General features: G+C 43.4%; 10 protein-coding genes and 1 pseudogene. 2 read left to right on the top strand and 9 right to left on the bottom strand.

What is annotated here, in order from left to right:
• Nucleotides 1–21 precede the first annotated feature (21 nt).
• From GXP75_RS19825 to GXP75_RS19800, 6 genes and pseudogenes are all read right to left on the bottom strand, one after another.
• Nucleotides 22–11,958, bottom strand: a complete 11,937-nt coding sequence (locus tag GXP75_RS19825) for a non-ribosomal peptide synthetase/type I polyketide synthase (protein ID WP_242557696.1) — start codon at nt 11,956–11,958, stop codon at nt 22–24.
• Between the two features lie 20 nt (nt 11,959–11,978).
• Entirely contained in the window at nt 11,979–13,181 is a 1,203-nt protein-coding gene (fabD, locus tag GXP75_RS19820) for an ACP S-malonyltransferase (protein WP_242557695.1), read from the bottom strand.
• A gap of 518 nt (nt 13,182–13,699) precedes the next feature.
• Nucleotides 13,700–14,332, bottom strand: coding sequence for a type 1 glutamine amidotransferase family protein (locus tag GXP75_RS19815; RefSeq protein ID WP_242557694.1), 633 nt, complete (start codon nt 14,330–14,332; stop codon nt 13,700–13,702).
• 96 nt (nt 14,333–14,428) lie between these two features.
• Nucleotides 14,429–15,064, bottom strand: a pseudogene (locus tag GXP75_RS19810) (helix-turn-helix transcriptional regulator); the annotation flags it as partial.
• The gene (locus GXP75_RS19805) at nt 15,040–15,336 is read right to left on the bottom strand and encodes a hypothetical protein (RefSeq protein ID WP_242557693.1); all 297 of its coding nucleotides are present in this window, start codon (nt 15,334–15,336) and stop codon (nt 15,040–15,042) included. The pseudogene GXP75_RS19810 and the gene GXP75_RS19805, both read right to left, overlap by 25 nt.
• Nucleotides 15,337–15,343: 7 nt before the next feature.
• Nucleotides 15,344–16,060 (bottom strand): 3-ketoacyl-ACP reductase, encoded by a 717-nt coding sequence (locus tag GXP75_RS19800; protein WP_150224213.1) that lies wholly within the window; start codon nt 16,058–16,060, stop codon nt 15,344–15,346.
• Between the two features lie 158 nt (nt 16,061–16,218).
• Between GXP75_RS19800 and GXP75_RS19795 the strand changes: the two genes are divergently transcribed.
• Together GXP75_RS19795 and GXP75_RS19790 are read left to right on the top strand one after the other, a co-directional pair.
• On the top strand, nt 16,219–16,524 hold the full coding sequence (locus tag GXP75_RS19795) for a DUF948 domain-containing protein (RefSeq protein ID WP_106044365.1): 306 nt from the start codon (nt 16,219–16,221) through the stop codon (nt 16,522–16,524).
• A gap of 243 nt (nt 16,525–16,767) precedes the next feature.
• Nucleotides 16,768–17,280, top strand: a complete 513-nt coding sequence (locus GXP75_RS19790; RefSeq protein ID WP_214918557.1) for a DinB family protein — start codon at nt 16,768–16,770, stop codon at nt 17,278–17,280.
• A 291-nt stretch (nt 17,281–17,571) separates the two neighbouring features.
• Here GXP75_RS19790 and GXP75_RS19785 read toward each other — a convergent pair whose 3' ends face one another.
• The 3 genes from GXP75_RS19785 to GXP75_RS19775 all read right to left on the bottom strand — a co-directional run bounded on the left by GXP75_RS19785 (nt 17,572) and on the right by GXP75_RS19775 (nt 21,402).
• Complete coding sequence (locus GXP75_RS19785; RefSeq protein ID WP_242557692.1) at nt 17,572–18,810, bottom strand: RbtT/DalT/CsbX family MFS transporter; 1,239 nt, start codon at nt 18,808–18,810, stop codon at nt 17,572–17,574.
• Nucleotides 18,811–18,907: 97 nt separating this feature from the next.
• Nucleotides 18,908–20,386 carry an FGGY-family carbohydrate kinase gene (locus GXP75_RS19780; protein WP_242557691.1) on the bottom strand — a complete coding sequence of 493 codons (1,479 nt, stop codon included), beginning with the start codon at nt 20,384–20,386 and terminating at the stop codon, nt 18,908–18,910.
• 14 nt (nt 20,387–20,400) lie between these two features.
• On the bottom strand, nt 20,401–21,402 hold the full coding sequence (locus GXP75_RS19775) for a 2-hydroxyacid dehydrogenase (RefSeq protein ID WP_214918548.1): 1,002 nt from the start codon (nt 21,400–21,402) through the stop codon (nt 20,401–20,403).
• Nucleotides 21,403–21,465 lie beyond the last annotated feature (63 nt).

The following is a 21,465-nucleotide window of genomic DNA, read 5'->3' as shown; positions in this document are numbered from 1 at the left end:
TAAAGAACTGTCTGCTTTTCCCTAAAAGTTCAATTGAATAGAATCGATCATGTTCTCTTCTTCCACGCCGCTGCCGCTCAATTCGATATGTTCGATTTGAACGCTTGGTTGTTCTATAATCGCGGATAAGATGCGTAAATAGTCGTTTGATAAAGCTTCGATTCTGCTTTTCTTAAATAGTTTCTTCGAGTATTCGAACAGACCGTGATATTTGTCTTGATCCGCTTGAATCGACAAGGTCAGGTCAAATTTGGCAACCGGATGCTGAAGTTTATACGGCGTGAATCGAAGGGAATCCAGTTTCAATTCAGCTTGATCGAGATTTTGCAGCACAAACATCGTATCGAACAAAGGATTACGGCTTGAATCTTTTGAAAGATGTAAATGTTGGATCAATTCTTCCAATGGATAGTCTTGATTTTGATAGACATTCAGCATGTTTTCCTTTACTTCGTTTAAGTAAGCATCGAATGTTTTACCGCCTGCCGGGTGATTGCGAATGACTAACGTATTGACGAACATTCCCACAACAGGCTCTACATCTATATGAGTTCGCCCGGTGATCGGCGTCCCTATGACAATATCCTCTTGTCCGCTGTATTTGGATAAAAGAATCGTATAGGCTGCCAATAAAATCATATAAAGAGTTGCTCCTGTGGTTTCTTCCATTTGGCTTAAGCGCTGTTTCAATTGTTCCGGTATCAGAAATTCAAATGATTCGCCTTCATAATTGCGTATGGAAGGTCTCTCGTAATCCGTAGGCACATCCAGTACAGGAATGTCATCATGAAACCGATTCAGCCAATACGCTTCCTGGTTCTTAATGTTCCGTCTCTGAACTTCTGTTTGCTGCCAAACCGCATAATCTTTATATTGAATGGAAAGCGGATCCAGTTCGTTCCCCTCATAGAGTCGACTTAAATCTTTCATCAGAATATTCATGGACACGCCATCGGAAATGATATGATGCATATCAACCAGCAGCACATGCCTTGAAGGTTCAAGTTCAATCAGTCCTACTCGCATCAACGGCGGCTTGGTTAAATCAAACGCTTTGATGAAATCAAGCACACGATCTTCAACTTCTTCTTCTCTCGCTTGAATTCGTTCTATTGTAAATTCGACGCTCGGATGAATACGCTGTGCCGGTTCGCCTTCATATAGGTCAAAGCTGGTCCGCAAAGCTTCATGACGTTCGATTAATTTTTGGAAAGCGGCGTTTAATCGGACCAGATCGATGTCCCCTTCTACACTCATGGCACCCGTCATATTGTAAGTCAGCTCGCCGCCCTCAGCATGGCTTAACAGATACATCCGTTTCTGAGCTGAAGAAACTGGATAATAGGGCATTTCCTTTGCAGCAGGAATCGATGCATATCGATTTTTTTCCGTGCGCAACGCCATGTCAGCCAACTGTTCAATGGTAGGAAACTTAAATATGTCTTTTAGAGACAGATTCACATCAAGCTCTTTGTGAATTCTGGCGGCTAAGGCCGCCGCTCGAATGGAATTTCCTCCAAGATCAAAGAAATTATGCTTGATCCCTGCATGGCTGATCCCGAGCACCTCTTGCCATAAGGCTGTCAGCTTGGATTCAATCTCATTGCCCGCTGGGACATATTCGGCTGTCTGCTGCAAACTTGCCTCTGGCGCGGGCAGTGCTTTACGATTTATTTTCCCGTTGGACGTTAACGGCATATGTTCCAACTGGACAAAATAGGACGGCACCATGTAATCCGGCAGCTCCAGTGACAATTGTTCTCTAAGCTGCGAAACTGTTGCAGGTTTGCCGCTCACATAGTACGCACACAATTGTTTTAAGCCGTCCTCTTCTTCTCTGGCTAAAACTGCGGCCTCTTGCACCGCTTCCACCTTATGCATCGCTGCTTCGATCTCACCAAGTTCGATTCGATGTCCTCTGATTTTGACTTGTTCATCGATTCGGCCCAAATAGACAAGATTTCCATCCCGCAATCGCTTAGCCAAGTCCCCTGATTTGTACATCTTCGTTCCCGGGGTATACGGGTTATCAACGAACTTCTCTGCCGTTAAATCCGGGCGATTCCAATAACCTCTGGCCACACCTGCTCCGCTGATATAAATTTCACCTGGTACCCCGATCGGAACCAGATTCCTGCTGGCATCCGCCACATAAATGTTCGTATTGGCGGCCGCAGTGCCTATCGGTACAAATTCTCGTCTATCCTGTTTAGCGTCGTAACGATAAATCATACATCCGACGACTGTTTCCGTCGGTCCGTATTCATTGAATATGTCCAGCCGGCCTTTAAACTGCTCGCTGACACAGTGGGCCAGGCGGGTGCTTAAATTTTCTCCGCCCACAATCATTTTTCGAATTGTCGTTTTATCGGCTATATTCATTTCTTTGAGTACATGCAAATGCGCCGGGGTCAATTTGATCATATCTATTCTTGGGTCCTGCATAATCGTTGAAAGCACCGCGCTTTTGTCTTCTCCATCGTAGACAATGACGGTATTTCCCGTGACCAACGGTGTGAAAATCGAAGTCACTGTTAAATCGAAAGAGACGGACGAGTACAATGGGAAGTTGGTTTTCTCGCCCTTCACATAAACCTCTTTCGCCCACCAAATATAATTGGCTAACCCTTGGTGCTCAATGAGTACGCCTTTCGGATACCCCGTGGAACCCGACGTATAGATCATGTAGGCCAAATCATGCGCATCGCTGATCAATTCGAGATTTGAGCGGTCCTCATGATAAGAGCTTTCCTCATCCAAAAACACAACGTCACCATCATACGTTAATTGTTTATGCAGTTGGTGCTGTGTCAAAACAATTTCCGCCTCTGAATCTTTCAGCATATATTGTATCCGATCCTTCGGATACTCCGGATCAATGGGCACGTATGCGCCGCCGGATTTTAGAACAGCCAAAATTCCAACAATCAGCTCGATACGATGCGGGCAGATAATGGCAACGAACCGATCCGCTTGTACGCCCTTCGTTCTTAACGTTCGCGCCAATTGATTTGCCCGTTCATTGAGCTGCCTGTACGTGTACCGCTCATTGCCAAATATAACGGCTTCATGGTCAGGCCGCTGTTTTGCTTGCTTTTCAAACCATTGGCATACTGTTTCGTCGTGCGGAAACGGCGTCTTAGTGTCATTAAACTCCATCAGCAATTGATGCTGTTCGGTGTCAGACAGCATAGGAATGGAAGACAAAGCCATCTCCGGCTCCTTGATAAGGCTGTCCAAAATGTGGGTATAGTGTCTTGTTATTTGTTCAATGGTTTCCTGTTCAAACTGCCCTGGATTAAAATCGAAATGCATTTCTAACTGCTGTCCGTCATCTTCGATCGTTAGCATCAAATCATATAAAGAGACTCCGGGATTTCGTTCTTTCACCCTATACGTACATCCGTTTTTCTGGATCTCATGAAAATCAATATTTTGAAAAACAAACATCGTGTTAAACAGCGACTTTCCAGTTGTTTCCCGTTGTACATTTAATTTCTCCACCAACCAGTCAAACGGATAATCCTGATTCTCAAATGCATCAAGCGTTTGCCGCTTGACTTCTTCCAAGTAATCCGCAAATCTTTTATTGGCGTGCGGCTTGGTCCGAATCCCGATGGTTTGAATAAAAATTCCGATCATACTTTCGATATCCGGATGATTTCTTCCGGAAGCAGGCGTACCTACGACGATATCTTCTTGGCCCGTATATTTGTGAAGCAGCACTTTGTAAGCAGCCAGAAGCACCGTATACAGAGTCGTTCCCGCTTTTTGCGCCATTTCTTGAAGCGAACGGATTACATTTGGCTGCAAGGAGCACGTCACGCGCTGTCCCTCAGAAGACCATTCCATCGCTCTTGAACCGTCTGTCGGCAGTTGAAGGATGGGGATTTCTTCTTTGAATTGCTCCAGCCAGTATTTCTCCTGCTGCTCCATGGTCTCTCCAATCAGCCACTGGTTTTGCCATTCTGCGAAATCTTTATATTCAAATTCAATTTCCGGCAATGGCTCATGGTGATATAGAGCAAACAGCTCATTTGTAAGTATGCTGATGGAATAACCGTCCGAAATGATATGATGCATATCGATGAGCAGTTCCGCCTGCTCGTTATCAATCTTGATTAACTCCGCGCGAACCAAAGGTGCTTGTTCCAAACAGAAAGGTTTTACAAACCGATCTGCATAGGCATCAAATTCATTCCGGTCCATCGCACGGACCTGAACGTTAAAATCAAGCTCACTTGCAATTTTCTGGACAATATCGCCATCTATAATGTCAAAATAAGTGCGAAAAGCTTCATGCCGCTGCATGACTTGTTGAAGCGATGCGATCAAGGCTTGCTCATCGTACTGCCCTATAATCGATATTTGGCCAAACATATTTTGCGACAGTTGATTCGGTTCCATTTGATGCAGGAAATATACTCTTTGCTGCGCTGGCGATGTCCGGTAATAGGCTTTCTTCTCAGCAGCCTTTATCGGGAGGTGCATGACTTTCTTTTCACTCCCGATCAAACTCGCCAACTCCTTAACCGTCTGATGATTGAAAAATTGCCCGATGGAAACTTTTTGCTGAAATGTTTTCTGAACTTTGGAAAGCATAAGCGTCGCTTGCAGCGAGTTTCCCCCCAGAGCCAGGAAGTGATCTGATCTGCCCACCCGCTCAAGGCTGAAAAGGTCCTCCCAGATCTGTGCCAGTTGCCGCTCCGTTTCATTTTCCGGCTCTTCGTAGACGGCAGCACGGTCCGCCGTATTGCTTAATGTTGAAGAGACTCGCTGCTGATGACCGGCATACAGCTCTTGTAAAGCTTGCTCTTCTTCATCGGAAAACATTATCAAGGCGTCAAGAGGGACTGAATCCCCTTCAACCATTTTTCGCAGCAATTTCGCAAAGCCCGCTCCCCACTTTTCCATGATCTCCGGACTGATGACGTTCGTATTAAAATCGAAATCAAGAACATATTCTTGATCCACGTCCGTTACGTTAAGAAATAAATCGTATGAAATGCATTTCATAGGGTACGCAATGGGCTCAGCCTCCGCCTTTCCGAAATGCAGCTTTCGAAAAGGTCTGTCCAAATTAAAAATAATACGCATATCCGGCACTTGATCATGCGGAAGCTGTCTGGCCACCAGTGTCATCGGAACAGCTTGATGCCGCATGGCTTGATTCACGGTTTCCTTCATACAGTCGAGGTAACCGGATAAGGTGCTTTCTGCAGAAGCCGTATTCTTCACCGGAACCATATTGACACAATTTCCAATTAACACATGGTGTTTCATATGTGATTGACCTGCTGTTGGAATCCCGATCACAAGGCCGGACTGTTTGGTAAGCTGGTGCAGAAAAAGATGAAATGCGCCCAGCATGGTCACAAATACGCTATTTTTCATGCGAATGCTTAATGACTTTAAAGCCTCGCTTAAAGGCCGCCCCAGTCTAACCGTACACCTATCACCCTCATACCCGTGCGAATAACGGGAAGAAGCCACGCTGGGCAAGGCTGCCTGCGGTATCGGTTCGGAGAAGTGCTGCCGCCAGTAACGGACTCCTTCTTCATAATGGCCGCTGTCGATCTGCGCTTGCTGCCAATCTAAATATTGGCGAAACGAAGCAGCCTCATCCGACGGAAGCGGTTTTCCTTCTGCAATGGCGGCGTAAGTGCTCTCCAGCTCTTGTACAAAAACAGCGATCGACCACCCATCGGCAATGATATGATGGAATGTAAGCACAATCAGATGTTCATCTTGGTTCGATTTAAGTACATGAACCCTAAACAAGGGCTTCTGTTCGTGAAAATGAAACGGACGCTTTGCATCTTCCGTCAGCCATTTTTGAATTTCCGCCTCATGATCCGGGTGACCGGTAAAATCGATGACAGGAATTTCCACATTCATCCGTGGTTGCACTTGCTGTACTTCGTCATCGACATGAATGACCGTACGTAAAGCGTCATGGCGGTTGACAATATGTTGCACCGCTTGTTCTAACAGCGTATGCTGCACTGCCTCTTTCACTTTTAGCATAATGGATTGGTTCAGAGCCGCAGAAGCTTCATTCCCATAATGGGATACCATGACCAATTGTTGTTGTTCAGGAGAAAGCTCGTACGTCTCGTGTTCTTTATGCCCTCCGTCATCAGGGGAATTCGGCCCTTCCGGAATAAATCCGCCCCGGCGAAGATCTTTCACCGTTTCTTGAACGGCTTGAATGATATAAGCAATATCATCAGAGGTATGAGCCGTAGACAAGAAGCAGTTGCGGCCCTCCCAAACATAGACACCTTTATAATTGAGATGGTAAAAGAACAAATCATTATCAACCGATGAGACAAACCGGAATAAGGAACCGAATTGAACCATACGAATAGGCACTTTCGATTGTTCAAAATAGTGATTCAATTGATCCACCAAGTAGGTCGTCTTTTGATTTAATCGCTCATACAGATTTTCTCCCTCGGATTGTAGATGACGAAGCACGGCTAATGACATTCTCATGGTAAGCGGATGAGTATTGAAGGTGCCGGCCACAAACGTGCGTTTCTCCTCGTTCGTTGGATAGGAGTCGTCTCCATACTGCCAGACTCCGCCGTCGATCGTATTCATGAACTCAGCTTTTCCGGCAACAATACCTAACGGCTGCCCGCCGCCGATGATTTTCCCATAGGTCACCAAATCGGCTTGAATGTCGAACCATTCCTGCGCGCCGCCGAGACCGATCCGAAATCCCGTAATAATTTCATCCATAATCAGGGCTGTCCCGGATTGTTGCGTGATCGCCCGCAGTTCTTTCAAAAATAATTTCGGCTGCATGTCCGGTCTTCGGCTTTGCACCGGTTCCACCAGTACGGCTGCCAATTCATTTCCCAGACTGCGAATCACGTCCAGCGAATCCGGATTGTTGTAATGCAAAATAATTAAATCATTCATAAAGTTTTGCGGTATGCCCGGAGCCAGCGGATTTGCAGGCGCAGCCCCGCCCTTCGTATTGGCTACCCCTAATACGCCGTCAAACGTACCGTGATAAGAGCCCGAGAACACCACAACTTTCTTTCTTCCTGTTGCCGCCCTCGCCAAACGAAGGGCAACCATGACTGCCTCTGTTCCGGAATTATAGAAAGCGACCCTTTCTACCCCAGTGCATGCGCGGATTCGATCTGCAACTTCTCCGGCGACATTCGACATCGGACCAAGCGGCGGCAATGCCGATTGGGTTGAATCAAGGATGACTTGCGTAATAAAGGACGGATGATGTCCAAAAAGGTTTACCCCGAAGCCCATGGTGATATCGATATATTCGTTTCCATCAATATCCCACATCTTGGAACCGTCCGAATGTTCGGCAATAATCGGGTATACCATTTCCTTCCAATACGAACGGAAACTGGACAAGTTGCGGTTATTTGCATGGGCAAATCGGGTTTCGTCCGTATATTGCTTGGAACCTTTCGTTTTGTCTACGTATTGCTCGATAAAAGTTTCTAAATATTGTCTTTGTTGTGCAGTATAGTGTCCCTGTTCATGCAAGTGCTGCGGCTGGAAAGGAACATAAGGCTTCGCTTCTTGAGTCAATTTCTTTTCTGCAGTGACAGATGGAGTCCCCTGCTTGGAAGAAGGATTCGATTTTTCTTGCGCTTTCACGTATTCTTCCACTGCAGAATGATGGCTGCTGTTTCTCAACAAATTAAAGCTATTCAATTGAGCTTGTAAGGTGTCCTGGATTAATTGATTCTGAGAAGCAATAATTTTTTCCAGCATATGCCCTTGATGATCTTCTCTATGATCCGATTCGAGCTGTGGTTCTGAAATGACAAGCTTTTCTTGCGCCGTAACACTCTCTTGAGCCGGAGCGGATGCAGACGATGGAGCGGCCTCTGCCAAGTAATCTACGACACTTTGAATGTTGTTCATCGTATCAAAAAAGCGTTCCATCGGGATGTCCACATCAAATTCATCTGCAATGGCTTTTTTAACCTGGGTCAGCATGATGGAATCCATTCCGAACCCGATAAAATGGGCATTCAGATCGATTTCATCCGCTCTGATTCCCGAAGCATTACTAATCACAGTCTTCAAGAAGGATTCAATATGCGTCTTCGTCTGATTGATATCCAATGCTGCTTCTCCTCTCTCTTTGCCTTCCTTAGAGCGCAAATGGTCAGCTTCAGCCCAACACCGATTCCGTTCAAACGGATACAAGGGCAATGGAGTTTTTTGTACAGCTTCATTGGAATATATCGTGCGCCAATCAATCGCGGCTCCTTGCACAAATAATTCGGCGGCGCGATTCAGCCATGTGATTCGTTCATCCTTCGTACGGATACGCTCCTCGACCAGACGAGCAGCTTGTTTATTCAGCTGTTCTTTATCCGCAGGCAGCATTTCCTTCATGTTCTTGTAACCAAAGAATACCCGGGGAAGATTTCTATCGCCTTGAATCAAGCAGGTCAGTTTATCCAATAATTCTTGCGTACTGGATACAACCATGGCTATACAATGATCCAAATGTGCCCTGCCTGTACTGGCTGTATAGCAAATTGACTTCAATGAAGCTTGACTGTCATCCGAGATATTTTGCCGATACCGCTGAGCGAGTTCATAGAGTGAAGTTTCGGTATGGGCGGATAAAACAAATAGGTGCGGCTCATTTTCGGCCTCCGGTATATCCTTACCTTCAGGAGTATATTCTTCCAGTATGACATGCGCATTCGTTCCGCTAAAACCGAACGAACTGATTCCGCATCGCAGCGGTCGGTCACCAGGCGTGAAATCCATAACTTCTTGATTGACGTAAAATGGTGAAGATTGAAAATGAATTAACGGATTCGGTTTACTAAAGTGCGCTAATGGCGGGATTTTTTTGTGATTCAACATGAGGACAGATTTTATCAGTCCAACGATGCCTGCCGCTTCAAACAAATGTCCGATGTTTGATTTAACAGAGCCAATCGCACAAAATTGTTTCTTTGCCGTATACTTCTCAAACGCTTTACAAAGACCGTTAAATTCAACCGGATCACCAAGCTTGGTTCCGGTGCCATGCGCTTCGATGAAAGAAAGCGTTTCAGGAGCAATGCCCGCGTCTTTCCAGGCCATCTCAATGACCTCGGTCTGAGCTGCCGGATTCGGTGCGGTGATTCCAGCGGTTGTCCCGTCTTGATTTATCGCGCTCCCCTTTATCACGCCATAAATATGATCTCCGTCACGAACCGCATCCTGCAAAGGTTTCAACAGGACTGCCGCCGCGCCTTCGCCAGATCCTGTGCCGTCCGACTCTTCGCTGAACGTTTTGGTGTACCCGTCTGATGACTCCATATCGAGCCCGATACGCATCGGCAACAGCGATGTTCGAATACCCCCAGCGATCGCCATTTTACAATCGCCTGTAAGCAAAGATCTGCATGCCATATGAACGGCAACGAGCGATGAAGAGCAAGCCGTATCCACAGTGACCGCCGGCCCTTTTAAATTTAAAAAGTAAGCGATACGACTTGCTAACACGGAGGGAAGATTCCCTACAATATATTGATGAAGTTCCTCCGGATAATTCGCAGAGAGGAGATGTTCATAATCGTAGCCAACCTTCGAGTACCCTGCATATACCCCGACCTGACTCCCGCTAATGGTGTTACCGGCATAGCCTGCATCTTCAATCGCATGCCATGCGGATTGCAAAAACAGCCTTTGATTGGGGTCCATGAACTGTGCAGTTTTGGGAGCTAAACCAAAGAACGAATAATCAAATCGATCGATTTCATCTAAATAACCGCCCTTAACAAACTGACTTTCAATGAATTCACTTCGAATGGATCGTAAATAATCCGTCGCATCTTTGACTCTTGGTTCAGGATATTGTCGAATGCCGTGCTCTCCTCTTTCCAGCAGGTTCCAAAAATCACTTTTATCCGATGCTCCCGGAACATTGAGCGACATCCCGATAATGGCGATGTCTTTCGACGAAACATGGCTTGGCTTCGCTGTATTGGCTTGCTTAATTGCAGCATGGCTTTCAGCGAGAAATGCCGCTAAATCCACAATGGAAGGATATGTAAATAAATCAGCGACCGCAAGCTCGCGCCCAAACCTTTGTTCTACGCGTTCGGCAATTTGAGATAACTGTAATGAAGTTGCGCCCATATCAAAATAACTATCGTTTAGGTGAATCTTTTTCCCAGCAAGCTCTTCGGAAAAGATAGACAGCAATTCCGTTTCTATCTCATGAATGGGGGTCTGACCCGGTTCCTTCTGATGGCTCTCCAGAAATTCCTTGATTGTGGCAGACTCTATCGAAAATTCCCCTGTCTCATACTGCTTAGCCAGTTCATATCGCTTAACCTTTCCGCTTGTCGTTTTTGGCAGCTTTCGGATCGGAAGGACTTCTTTTATGCTCCAGCCGCCTCGTTGGTACAAATGCTTTTTAATGTCTTTGACAAGCGGTGCAAATTTTTCAGGGGTTTTTTTGAAAACAACAAAGAGCACGATTTCTCCGCTTCGCGTCTCTTGATCATATACACCGCAGGCTGCAACTCTTCCCAAATCAACCTCTTCCATTTCAATCGCGACCCGTTCAACATCATGAGGATACACATTTTTTCCATTCACAAAAATAATGTCTTTTTCTCTTCCGGTTACGACTAAGTTACCTTCTCTGATAAAACCAAGGTCTCCCGTTTTCACCCATCCATCGGGAGTCAGCGCTCTGTTCGTACTTTCGGGATTGTTATAATACCCTTGGGTCACATTTTCCCCCTTAATCTGGATATGCCCGATAAATCCGTCTTCCAATCTCTCGTTTGCCTCATCGCAGATTCGAATTTGACAGTAATCAATAGGCTGTCCCACTTCGACAAAAGAAGCGCAATTTTGATCCTCTTTGCTGACTTCAACCGCTCTTTCACCCAGATTTAAATGATCGCGATGCAAATGCACAGGGACAAATTCTTCTCCAATTTTAGAGCACGCTGCGCCAACGGAAGCTTCCGCTAAACCGTAAACATTCAAAATGGCAGTTCTTTTCATATTGAACACTGCGCATCTACTCAAAAATTCGTCACATAGCTCTGGCAATATAGGTTCTGCTCCGTTTGCGATAACCCTGATATGGGATAAATCCCAGTCAAAGCTTTTGTCTTTCAGAAATTTAAGGAAGTAGTTATATCCAAAATTAGGAGAGGATAAAATGCTGGCTTTATGTTCATGGGCCTTTTTCATCCAAAGAATGGGTCTGCGGATAAATAATTCTGTCGGCATTAAATTTTGATTGATTCCGACCAAGACGGGAGTAAGGTGGAAAGCAATGAGCCCCATATCATGGGTTAATGGCATCCAAGATAAAAAAGCATCTTTCGAGTCAAGAGCCAGAACACTCCGAATGGCGCGCGTATTATGTACTAAGTTATGATGCGTTAACATGACCCCTTTAGGGTCCCCTGTCGATCCGGAAGAAAATTGAATAAAGGCCAGTTCATCCGCATCAGGTTCATATACTGAAGCGGGATGATCGTAGATTCGATCTTGAATAATGTCAGATTTCTTGTTTAATTGCTGATGGAAATCTTGTAAATCGTGTTCTGCAGCGTATTTTTTTATTTTTTCCAATACCTTTTCAGAGGCAATCAGAAACGGATTGTTTAATATATTCCAAATGCGCCATACCTTTAGCTTATGGTCATCATCTTCTCCGATACTGACTGGTACCGGGATCATTCCTCCTAATAAACAAGCCCAAAAAGCGACGACAAATGATTTGTTTTCTTGGATTTGAAACACAATTTCTTGCTTTGGCTGAATGCCGATATGTTGTAAGTAACCCAGAAATCCTTGCGCCTCATCAAACAATTGGCGATAAGATATAAACGTCTCGTTTTTATCGGACTCGATAAAACGGATTCCGTGATCCGTTGTATTGCTTCTTTCCCGAATGACATCGACTAAAGTTTGAAATTGATTGGTAAACATAGGTTTCCTCCAAGGCAGCTTTATTTTAAAATCCGCAATTGTTCCAAAGCCGGAATTTGTTTAGCCTCAAAAATGAATTGACATAAATGGATCGAATGATCGAGCTCTTCTTCTGAAAGTTCATGTTCGTTTCTTTCCATTCTCTCTTTGAGCAGTTGTAACTGCGCAAATAATGGCGTCACCAGATTGGAATAGGCCAATGCATCTTTGTTATAATTTCGCGCAATGATGGATTGAATCATCATTTTATGCAGCTGCTTCTTGCGTAAATGGACGACATTTTTATGTCTTTCCGCCGAATTGGAAAGGTAATGAACGTCAGATGTTTGACCTAAAGAATAAGCTGCAATATAATTCGTTATTTTTTTCAAAAGACTGGACAAGACGTTCTTGGGACCCATTTCGATGACTTCCGTGACCCCATGTAAAAGCAAGTAATGCATTGATTCTGCCCACCTTACCGGGCTCGTCATGTGCTGTTGCAAATGTTCCCCGACCGAATTTCCATTGCGGTACGGCCTTGCTGTGACATTCGAAATGATAGGCCATGCAGCATCCTGAAAGGTATACTGATGTAATGCAGTCTGGAATTGTTCAGACGCTGATTGCATCATCGAACTATGAAAAGGAGCGCTGACGTTCAAATAAGTGTGCTTAGCCCCCATTTCCTCCGCCTTCTTGATGACAAATTCCACAGCTTGCCGATGCCCGGAGATTACATGCTGCTGATCTGAATTCATGCAAGCTACGCCTGCCGGAAAGTCTTCCGTCGACATTTCTGAACATATGTCTTGCAATGTTTGGAGATCGATCTGAGTTATTGCGGCCATCGTTCCCAGCTGCTGGGAATCTGCATTTTGCATGAGAACTCCCCGCTGCCTTACAAGCTTAACGGCATCTTGAAAAGAAAGAGCGCCGGCACAGACAAGAGCTGAGTATTCTCCTAAGCTATGACCTGCCAGACAGTGCGGTTTAACTCCTATTTCTTGCATATACACTTGATAAGCAATGACACTGACCGTTAAAATGGCGGGCTGCGCATTCATCGTCTTAGTCAATTCTTTTATATCTCCGTCAAAACACAGCTTTTTTACATCTATGGAGATAGCATCGCTCGCCTCTTCAAATAATCTCTTCGCGAGCACAAAATCATTCCAAAAACTTTTACCCATCCCTACAAATTGAGAACCTTGTCCAGGAAATAAAAAGGCAAGACTGTTCATTAGCTCCCTCCAATCCCATCGCAAAAACATCCATAATAATACAAAATATTACTTTATATAACACCATATCATAATTATAGAAACCCTGTATAGAAGACTTTTGGAGGAGTTATATCGTTTTTGCAAGCGACTAGATACCATCTATCCATAAAATAAAACATAGTGCCAAAACCGAAAAATCAGTCTTGTGCCATGTTAATCGTATTTCACTTTCCGCTAAATATAATAGACCTGATGGGGGTATCGTCAGGAAAATGCAGATTTACAACCTTAAGAAAATTTCAACATTAAAAAACCTAATTTCTCAATTTAATGCTGAAAAATTAGGCTCCGTTGTTCAATAAGATTAAAAAGAGATTTAGTTACCAGTTCTATTTATAACAACTTCAGGATTGCTTTGTAAGTTTTTTTCTTGCATAAACATTTTTAAGTTATATACAAAAAACACACTTTGAACATCGTCTAAAGCATGGTATTTATTTAAACTAATATAAAACTGCTAAGTTGATTTTTCCAGCTCATCTATTTATTGAATTCATTAACTGGAAGAAGTATTCAGGTTGATGAGTCTTATTTAGGTTATACCATGAATGCAATGTATTCGGTGCAAATACATCTAATTTTTTCAGTACTTCCATCGCAAATTCCAGAGGAGCTACTCCTGATGCAGTAACCAAACTCTCACCAGATACCGCAGGCCCCGCCTCATAAAATTCTTCTCCTTTGTAATGAGGACAGACCATTTTAATGTACTCTAAGTTATTGCTTGTATGCTTTCTAGAGTCTAGGTACCCCATATTCGCCAGTCCCTCTGTTGCACCGCAAATTGCAGCTACAATAGTGCCAAGCTTTAAAGCTTCGCCAATTTTTTTCAAGATAGGCTGATGAGTATCTTCTCCCCACGTATTCCCTCCAGGTAAAATTACAAGATCTTTACTCTCAAGGGTACACTCATCAAGGGAAATGTCTGGTTTTATGCTCAGCCCTCCCATCGTAGTAATCATTTCTTTATTAGCTCCTACTGTAACTACTTTTAAAGGTGCTGCATCTTTTTTGAAATATCTTCCCGAATTTAGTTCAGCAATTAAATATCCATATTCCCAGTCTGACATTGTATGAAATACATAAAGATAAGCTTTTTTTGTTTGCATCCAATCACACTCCAATCACAATTGATATAGCCTATTATAATATAACTTTCCTGACAGCTAACGTCAGGGAAGTTATCATACTTGATGACATTTTATTCATTCCGGCAAAACTTCAATAAGTCTCTTCTTAAGGCTTATTGGCTAGGTAACTTGAATACTTTTACCGTACGATAAAAGTAAATAAGGTACATATGTATGTATCATATTTTTTTCAAGAAGAAATACTGCTTGACTTGAAGTCCGTTCTTGTAATTAATGTTCTAAAAAACAATGTTGGCTAATATCACCTAACACCCTTTTGTTTCCATGAATACCCTTCTATAGTTGGAAGGAGGTTTTTCATAAAAAAGTCGCGTGCTGAAAAATGTTCTGGCCGGTAAAAATTATTTTCGGTTAGCATTAGACTTTCTATTCGATCTGCTCTAAAAATACGGATATCATTCCTAAGATGACAAAATCCAATCACATACCGCTTATTATTCCGATAAATAATTCTGTACGGATCAACCAATCTATACTTTGACCGCTCTTCGCCACTTAGAATTTTTACAGAGTATCCATCAGTTGCGGCCTGCTCCAACTCCTTTAAGAAAGGTTCCATAGAGAGGGAACTTAATCGACTTATTACTTCAAGGCTGAGGAAATGTTGGTTTATCTTTGTTTTCCTGCTCTATTTAGTGCTTCTTCTCCATAATATCCGGCTTCTTCTACAAAAACAGCAGCGTGAAATAAGTATTTAGAATCACTGTTTTCATTCTCATAAAATCGGTTTCTAGTAACTTATCCATACTTCTATACGGTCCAAAAAGCGTAGTGTCAATATTTGCATTCATTTTCCCATGATAGTAAACGGCGCTCTCTGCTTTACTGTCTTTGCCAGATTCTATCGAAATGGCTGATGACGGCCAGCCGCTAGAAACGATTCCAAGTCCGTTTATGTTTGGCGTAAAACATTTTTTGATGCGGATTCCATTCAAAAAAAAGCCCGTCAATAGACGGGCCATTATGTGTTTACGGATTTGTCGACCATAAACCTGCAGTTTTAATAAAAATACGGGGATTCAATTTCAATTGAGCCACCATATATTCCGCCAAGTCTTCAGGCTGCATAACCTTTTCGGGATTGCCGTCCGTTAAATTCAAATCAATGGACATGTCACTCGCAACTGTGCTTGGCGTTAAAGCACTTACTCTGATATTATGTTTTCTCACTTCTTGCATGAGAGATTCCGTCAGTCCGAGAACTGCAAACTTAGAAGCGCTGTACGCACTTGTGGCAGGCGCTCCTTTTTGTCCGGCAGTAGAGGAAATATTAATAATATCCCCTGTTTTCCGTTCAATCATTTCAGGAAGAACAGCACGGGTCACATGATATACTCCCATCAGGTTCACTTGAATGATGTTTTCCCATTCATCAGGCGTCAGCTCTAAAAAGCCTCCGAATTTACTGATTCCGGCATTATTAATGAGGATATCAATAGAACCGAGTTCTTTTTTAATAGATGCCACCGCTTGCTCAACCTCTGCTGCCTCTTTTACATCAGCAGTCGCATAAAAAGCCTTCACTCCAAGGGCTTTTACCTCTTCAGCAACCTTTTCCACATTGCCGGCAGTCCGTCCGACCAACCCGATGTTAACTCCTTCTTTGGCAAGGGCAAGCGCTGTTGCGCGTCCGATTCCTCTGCCTCCGCCTGTGATAAGAGCCGTTTTGTTTTGTAAACTTTGCAATTGAAGCACCCTTTCTTTGTTTACATATGTACGATACCACATTATAAGCAGAACCTCAGCAATTCGCAAATAATGTGCCCGCGGCTCTTCATATAGATTATTACCTTTCATTCAAGGGTAATAATAAAAATAATATAATTGAAGAAAGGAGTGATGTGATGTTTATCGTATATGCAAGTATTGCACTTTTACTGATTTCCGTTATTTTTTTAGGAATTTCTGTTATGAAAAGCAAGAAGAAAATGGACCCGATATTGGAGGATATCGCCGTGATGATCGGCTCTATGCAAAAAGATGTAGAAGAATTGAAAACCGAAACGCAAAAGCTTTCTCATCACCAAGCTTTGATTCAGAATGATTTTCAGTACAAAAAAACGACCCTTCAAAAAACGGCAGCTGAAATAAAAGAAGTTCCTCGTTCTGTAAATGAACTAAAAAACGCACAAAAATCAAACACACTATAATACAAAAAGCTATCCCATTGTTAGGTACACAATTTGACAATGAGATGGCTTTTTTTGGCAGATCAGAAATGCTTAAAGACAGTGACCGCTAAACGACATTTTTTCACACAATAACCATTTACCTTCGGGAAGCGACACGTTTTTTCAACAACATGCCTTTTTTATTAAAACCCTTCACGAGGAACATAAGTTCGTATATAATGATGTACAAGTGATATCAAACATGTAAAGGAGAAATTTTAAATGGCACATCTCGAATTACAGTTGTACGAATACAATACATGGGCAAATCAACAAATTTTTAATCGGCTAAAAGAGCTTCCAAAGGATGTTTATCGTCAAAAGGTTCAAAGTGTGTTTCCATCGATAGCTCATGTATTGGCTCATGTTTATCTTTCTGATCTTGGTTGGATAGAAGTTTTTTCTGGTAAAAGTTTGAAACAATCACTGATGTTAGCTGAACAACTAAAAGAACAAACTGAGTCAAAAGAAATAGAAGAAATGGAAACGATGTTTTTTGAATTATCAGAACGATACAAATCGTTCCTTCATCAAGACGAACATATAGATAAACCTCTTGTCATTGAGAATCCTTCTGGCGATTTGAAAACTAGTGTGTCCGAACTAGTGCCCCATGTTGTGAATCACGGAACATATCATCGCGGTAACATTGCAGCTATGTTAAGACAAATAGGCCACGCTTCTGTTCCGACAGATTATGGTGTTTATTTATATTTAATAACAAAGGGAGAGTAACTGGGGACACCGTAACAACATTTACATACCATCTCAATCATAAAATAACTTATTTTATGACAACGGCAAAATGATACGGGCTGCCGCACGCCTGTCAGCAGTTTCACTATCCTTCAGTCCTATGTTTCAGAAAGGGTGAGAACCTCCCATGTTCTTCTCATCCTGCTGGGCAAACTGCCAGCGGGATATCACCGTAAATCAGATATCGTTTAAGGGAGCAGACTTATCATTTTATTTCTTTACGTCTAAATAAAAAGATGCCTCCGTTAAAATGAGGCATCTTAACTCAAACTAAGTCGCGTACTCCGGAGCCGCTTTTATAGCTTTTTCCTCAGGCACTTGAATGAATTTTGTCATAACGGCGCTAGTGAAATATAGCGCAGCGAAGATCCATACAACTCCCTCCGCGCCGACAAGCCCGATAAACATCCAAGCCAGTGCCGGGCCCACAAACGCTGATAAGCCTGCAGCCAAATTCAAAACAGACATGGCAGCTCCCTTGTCTTTTCCAGCCACCGTCGGAACAATAGCGCCAATCGGCACATAGCCCGCGAGCAGTCCGCCCCAAATAAAGCCTACAATGCTGACGATAAGCAAGTTTCCGCTGAAGAGAACAGGTGTATAGTACAAAAGCACAGTGAAAATTCCGCAGCCGACTCCGCCGAACCAAATGACGGTGTTTTTCCAGCCGAATTTATCACCGATTATTCCAAAAATAAGATTGAATAAAATATTGCCAAAAAAAATTGTTCCCCAAATTTGCAGCCAAACATTTGTTGGTATGCCATGCTGGGCCATATGCATAGGTAGAAAAACCGGAAATCCGTAAGTGCCTATGCTGTTAATGATGCGGATGACTCCCCCTGTCAAAACACGAGGGTTTTTCACTAAAATCGTAACGCCTTTTAACAGCTCGTTTGCTGTATCTTCTTTGCTTACTTTTTTCTTTTCAAAGCGGTCACGGTTCATGACTAAGGCGAAAAATGCACCGAGGCATACCCAGAAAATAGAGCTCCAAAGCGTGTTAATGTAGCCAAACGCCTTAATGGCATAGCTTGAATACCAAGCTCCAAAGACAAACATCCCGCAGCAATAGGCAATCCAGAACCAGCCGACCGCCGTGCTGAGTTTCTTTTGAGGCGTGCGGTAGATGACCCATGTCAGGAAAGAATAAGCAAACAGCGGGTATCCTAACCCTTTAATAACGTATGTGATATACATGACAGGCAGGTTTAATTGTTCGAATCCAAAGGCGATAAACCCGGCAGTTCCGATGATATAAAATAATAAGCCCATAAACATTGTACGTTTCGCGCCAAAGGCTTCAAGGCATACACCTGAAAACCATGAAGCGATGGCGAGCGAAATGCCGTACACCGTAAAAATAGATGCAGACTGCTGCACAGTGAGCCCGTTTTCAATCAAAAAAGGACTTAGCCAGCCCTGTTCAAGACCGTCTCCCATCATAAAGATAAGCACACCTAAAAATCCCCAGCCAAGCTGCTTTGGTATTCCGATTTTTTGTAACATATCTGTTTCCTCCCATAGATGCTTAAGTCTTGTAACGAATTAACTCATTAAAGTAAAGAAATGTATATAACCTTTAAAGACGGCTGAAACCTGTCTTTTATACCAGCACTCTTTTTTCAGAAGAGAGGGACAAATCAGAAAAAAAGCGCTGTGTTTTCTTCCATTCTTCATATAGATCAGTTTCATCTTGAAAGTCAGTCGGCTCAATCACCTTGACCATATTTGAGAATGAATCTTTTATGCCGAGAGCTTGATTGCAAATGACCGCGGCTCCAACAACAGAGGCCTGACTGAAACCTTCTTTGACATATACTTTTTTCTGAAGCAGATTAGCAATATATTGGGTCAGGGCATCGCTTTGAAATCCTCCGCCGCACGCCCATACATAATCTCGGCTTGTGGCGCTTACCTCTGTTAAAATGTTGTAATTCCACTTAATCGAATACGCAATTTCTTTTAAAGCCGCCCGAACAAAATGCGCTCTGCTTAATTGAGATGAAAGCGGTGCATCAAATATAAAACCGCCTTTAGTAAGCGCGTTTTTTTCTGTCGATAAATATGATCCGAGAGCTGATACACAAGCGCTGTCTTCCTGAGAAAGCAAAGAGATTTCTTTTTCAATGACGTCATATCCTTCATTGGGATAGAAAATGGTTTTTAATTTTTGATAATTAAGTCCGGTGATTCCGGGATTCGTCTCAACAAGCCACTGCCCCTTATCCGTATGACAATTCAGCCAGGCCAGCTTTTGCCCGTCTTCTTGATTGTCTTGGACAATTTTGATAATAGGAGTCGTTGTGCCTGATACAATGACGATATCTTCCGGCACGGCGTCCGTGCTCTTAACAGCCAGTTGTGTATCACCGCCCCCAGCAATGACAGGCACACTTCCCGAAAGCCCCCATTCATTTGCAAGCTGTGCATCAACCTCTCCAATTGCTGTGCCTGCTCTCACCAGTCTCGGCAAGATGGATGGTGAAAAGCCGAATATGCCGCACAGCTCTTCTGACCATATATTTTGATTTACATCAAAGAGAAGCGTTTCTGTTGCTTGCGACGGCTCGTATGTCAAAATCCCGGTCAGCTTATACGTTATCCAATCGCTGATGCTCGTAAATTGACTGACTTGTTTCCACAAAGAAGGCTGCCTTTGTTTTAACCCATAAAGCTTCAGTGCTGAAAAGAGCGCTGTCGGAAGCCGTCCGGTGCGGCGGTATTCCTCTTCTTTCATCTCAATCTCTTCTTCCCACTCCCGTCCCCGATTGTCAATGTTAGGAAGCCCGAGGAATGATGTTCCTTTTTTATCAATCAGAACAATTCCCTGCCTTTGGCTGGTTGAAGTGATGCCAATAATGTCTATAGCTTTGCTATGGGCAAGAGCCCGCTTCGCTAAGCCTGACACTTGTTCCCATAATACCTGCGGAGAAAAATAACGGCTGTCCGGGTAAAGAGGTTCTGTTATATATTCAATATCCTCGCGCTCAATTCGATGAACCTTACCTGAGGCCCCGACAATCGCAACTCTTGCATTTCCTGTTCCGATATCAAATACGAGATAGCCTTTTTCGTATGTCATCGTAAGCTCCTCCTTTATACGTCTGTTTCCAGCTCTTTTTTGTTATATAACGTCGGAATCGCAAGCGTCTGCTCCGTTTTCCACTTTTTGAGGGCCCCGTTCATGATAGCGACGTGATGATCTTCCACTTCGTTGGTAGCGCCCGCTAAATGTGGTGTCGCCAATACATTAGGCAAAGAAATCAGCTCATAATCGGAAGATTCCGGCGGTTCATTGTAGAAAACGTCTAAAATGGCTCCCCTGATTTTATTTTGTTTTAATACAGCCAAGAGGTCTTCTCTGTTTACCACTACGGCTCTTGATGTATTCACAAATACCGCGTCCTTTTTCATAAGATCAAAATAGGTTTTGCTGATAAGTCCGGCGGTTTCCTCTGTACGCGGCAAATGTACAGACACAATATCGCTATCTGAAAAGATGTTCTCAAGCGCGACTTTTTCATATTGCGGATTGTCGTGGGTCACAAACGGGTCATAATATTTCACCTTGCAATCAAATGCAGTTAAAAGCTTGGCGATTCTCTGTCCTACTGCCCCGAAACCGACCATGCCGACCGTTTTTCCGGTGATCTCATTGCCTTTAAATTGAACATAGGCCTGTAAATAATCACGGTTCCATTTTCCATCTTTTAACCACTGATTGGACGGCATTGTGTGGCGGAGAAATGTAATGACATTGCCAATAAACATTTCCGCCACTGCTTGGGCATTGCGGGCCGGGGTATAAAAGACCGGGATGCCTCTTTTGGTGGCTGCTTTGATATCAACATTTGACGGCATTCCTCTGCACACGCCCACAAACGCAAGCTCCGGCGAGGACTGTAATACATGTTCTGTTACTTGATCGAGCTCAGCAATCAATCCAGTCGCATTCGTGTCCTCGATCAGCTGAATTAATTCGTCTTCCTGGTAAGCCCTTCCCCTGCCTTTCCAAGATTGATAAACAACGGCGCCGAAGAGTCCTTCGAGTTCCTTTCGGCCACGTTTGTTGTATGGCGCTGTAATTAATACCGTCATGCTGCAAAACTCCTTTTCATGTTGTAGTATTTTTGAATAAAAAAATCTCTTTCCGCAGACGGA

Origin of the sequence: Bacillus sp. HU-1818, assembly GCF_022695965.1 — a bacterium.
In the GTDB taxonomy this organism is placed as follows: domain Bacteria; phylum Bacillota; class Bacilli; order Bacillales; family Bacillaceae; genus Bacillus; species Bacillus atrophaeus.
This window is presented reverse-complemented; position numbering and strand designations above follow the sequence as displayed.

Bases quoted from the DNA above. Each gene is read 5' to 3' on its own strand.
- GXP75_RS19825 (WP_242557696.1), bottom strand. From the start codon at position 11,958: ATGTTTACCAATCAATTTCAAACTTTAGTCGATGTCATTCGGGAAAGA.
- fabD (WP_242557695.1), bottom strand. From the start codon at position 13,181: ATGAACAGTCTTGCCTTTTTATTTCCTGGACAAGGTTCTCAATTTGTA.
- GXP75_RS19815 (WP_242557694.1), bottom strand. From the start codon at position 14,332: ATGCAAACAAAAAAAGCTTATCTTTATGTATTTCATACAATGTCAGAC.
- GXP75_RS19805 (WP_242557693.1), bottom strand. From the start codon at position 15,336: ATGGCCCGTCTATTGACGGGCTTTTTTTTGAATGGAATCCGCATCAAA.
- GXP75_RS19795 (WP_106044365.1), top strand. From the start codon at position 16,219: ATGTTTATCGTATATGCAAGTATTGCACTTTTACTGATTTCCGTTATT.
- GXP75_RS19790 (WP_214918557.1), top strand. From the start codon at position 16,768: ATGGCACATCTCGAATTACAGTTGTACGAATACAATACATGGGCAAAT.
- GXP75_RS19785 (WP_242557692.1), bottom strand. From the start codon at position 18,810: ATGTTACAAAAAATCGGAATACCAAAGCAGCTTGGCTGGGGATTTTTA.
- GXP75_RS19780 (WP_242557691.1), bottom strand. From the start codon at position 20,386: ATGACATACGAAAAAGGCTATCTCGTATTTGATATCGGAACAGGAAAT.
- GXP75_RS19775 (WP_214918548.1), bottom strand. From the start codon at position 21,402: ATGACGGTATTAATTACAGCGCCATACAACAAACGTGGCCGAAAGGAA.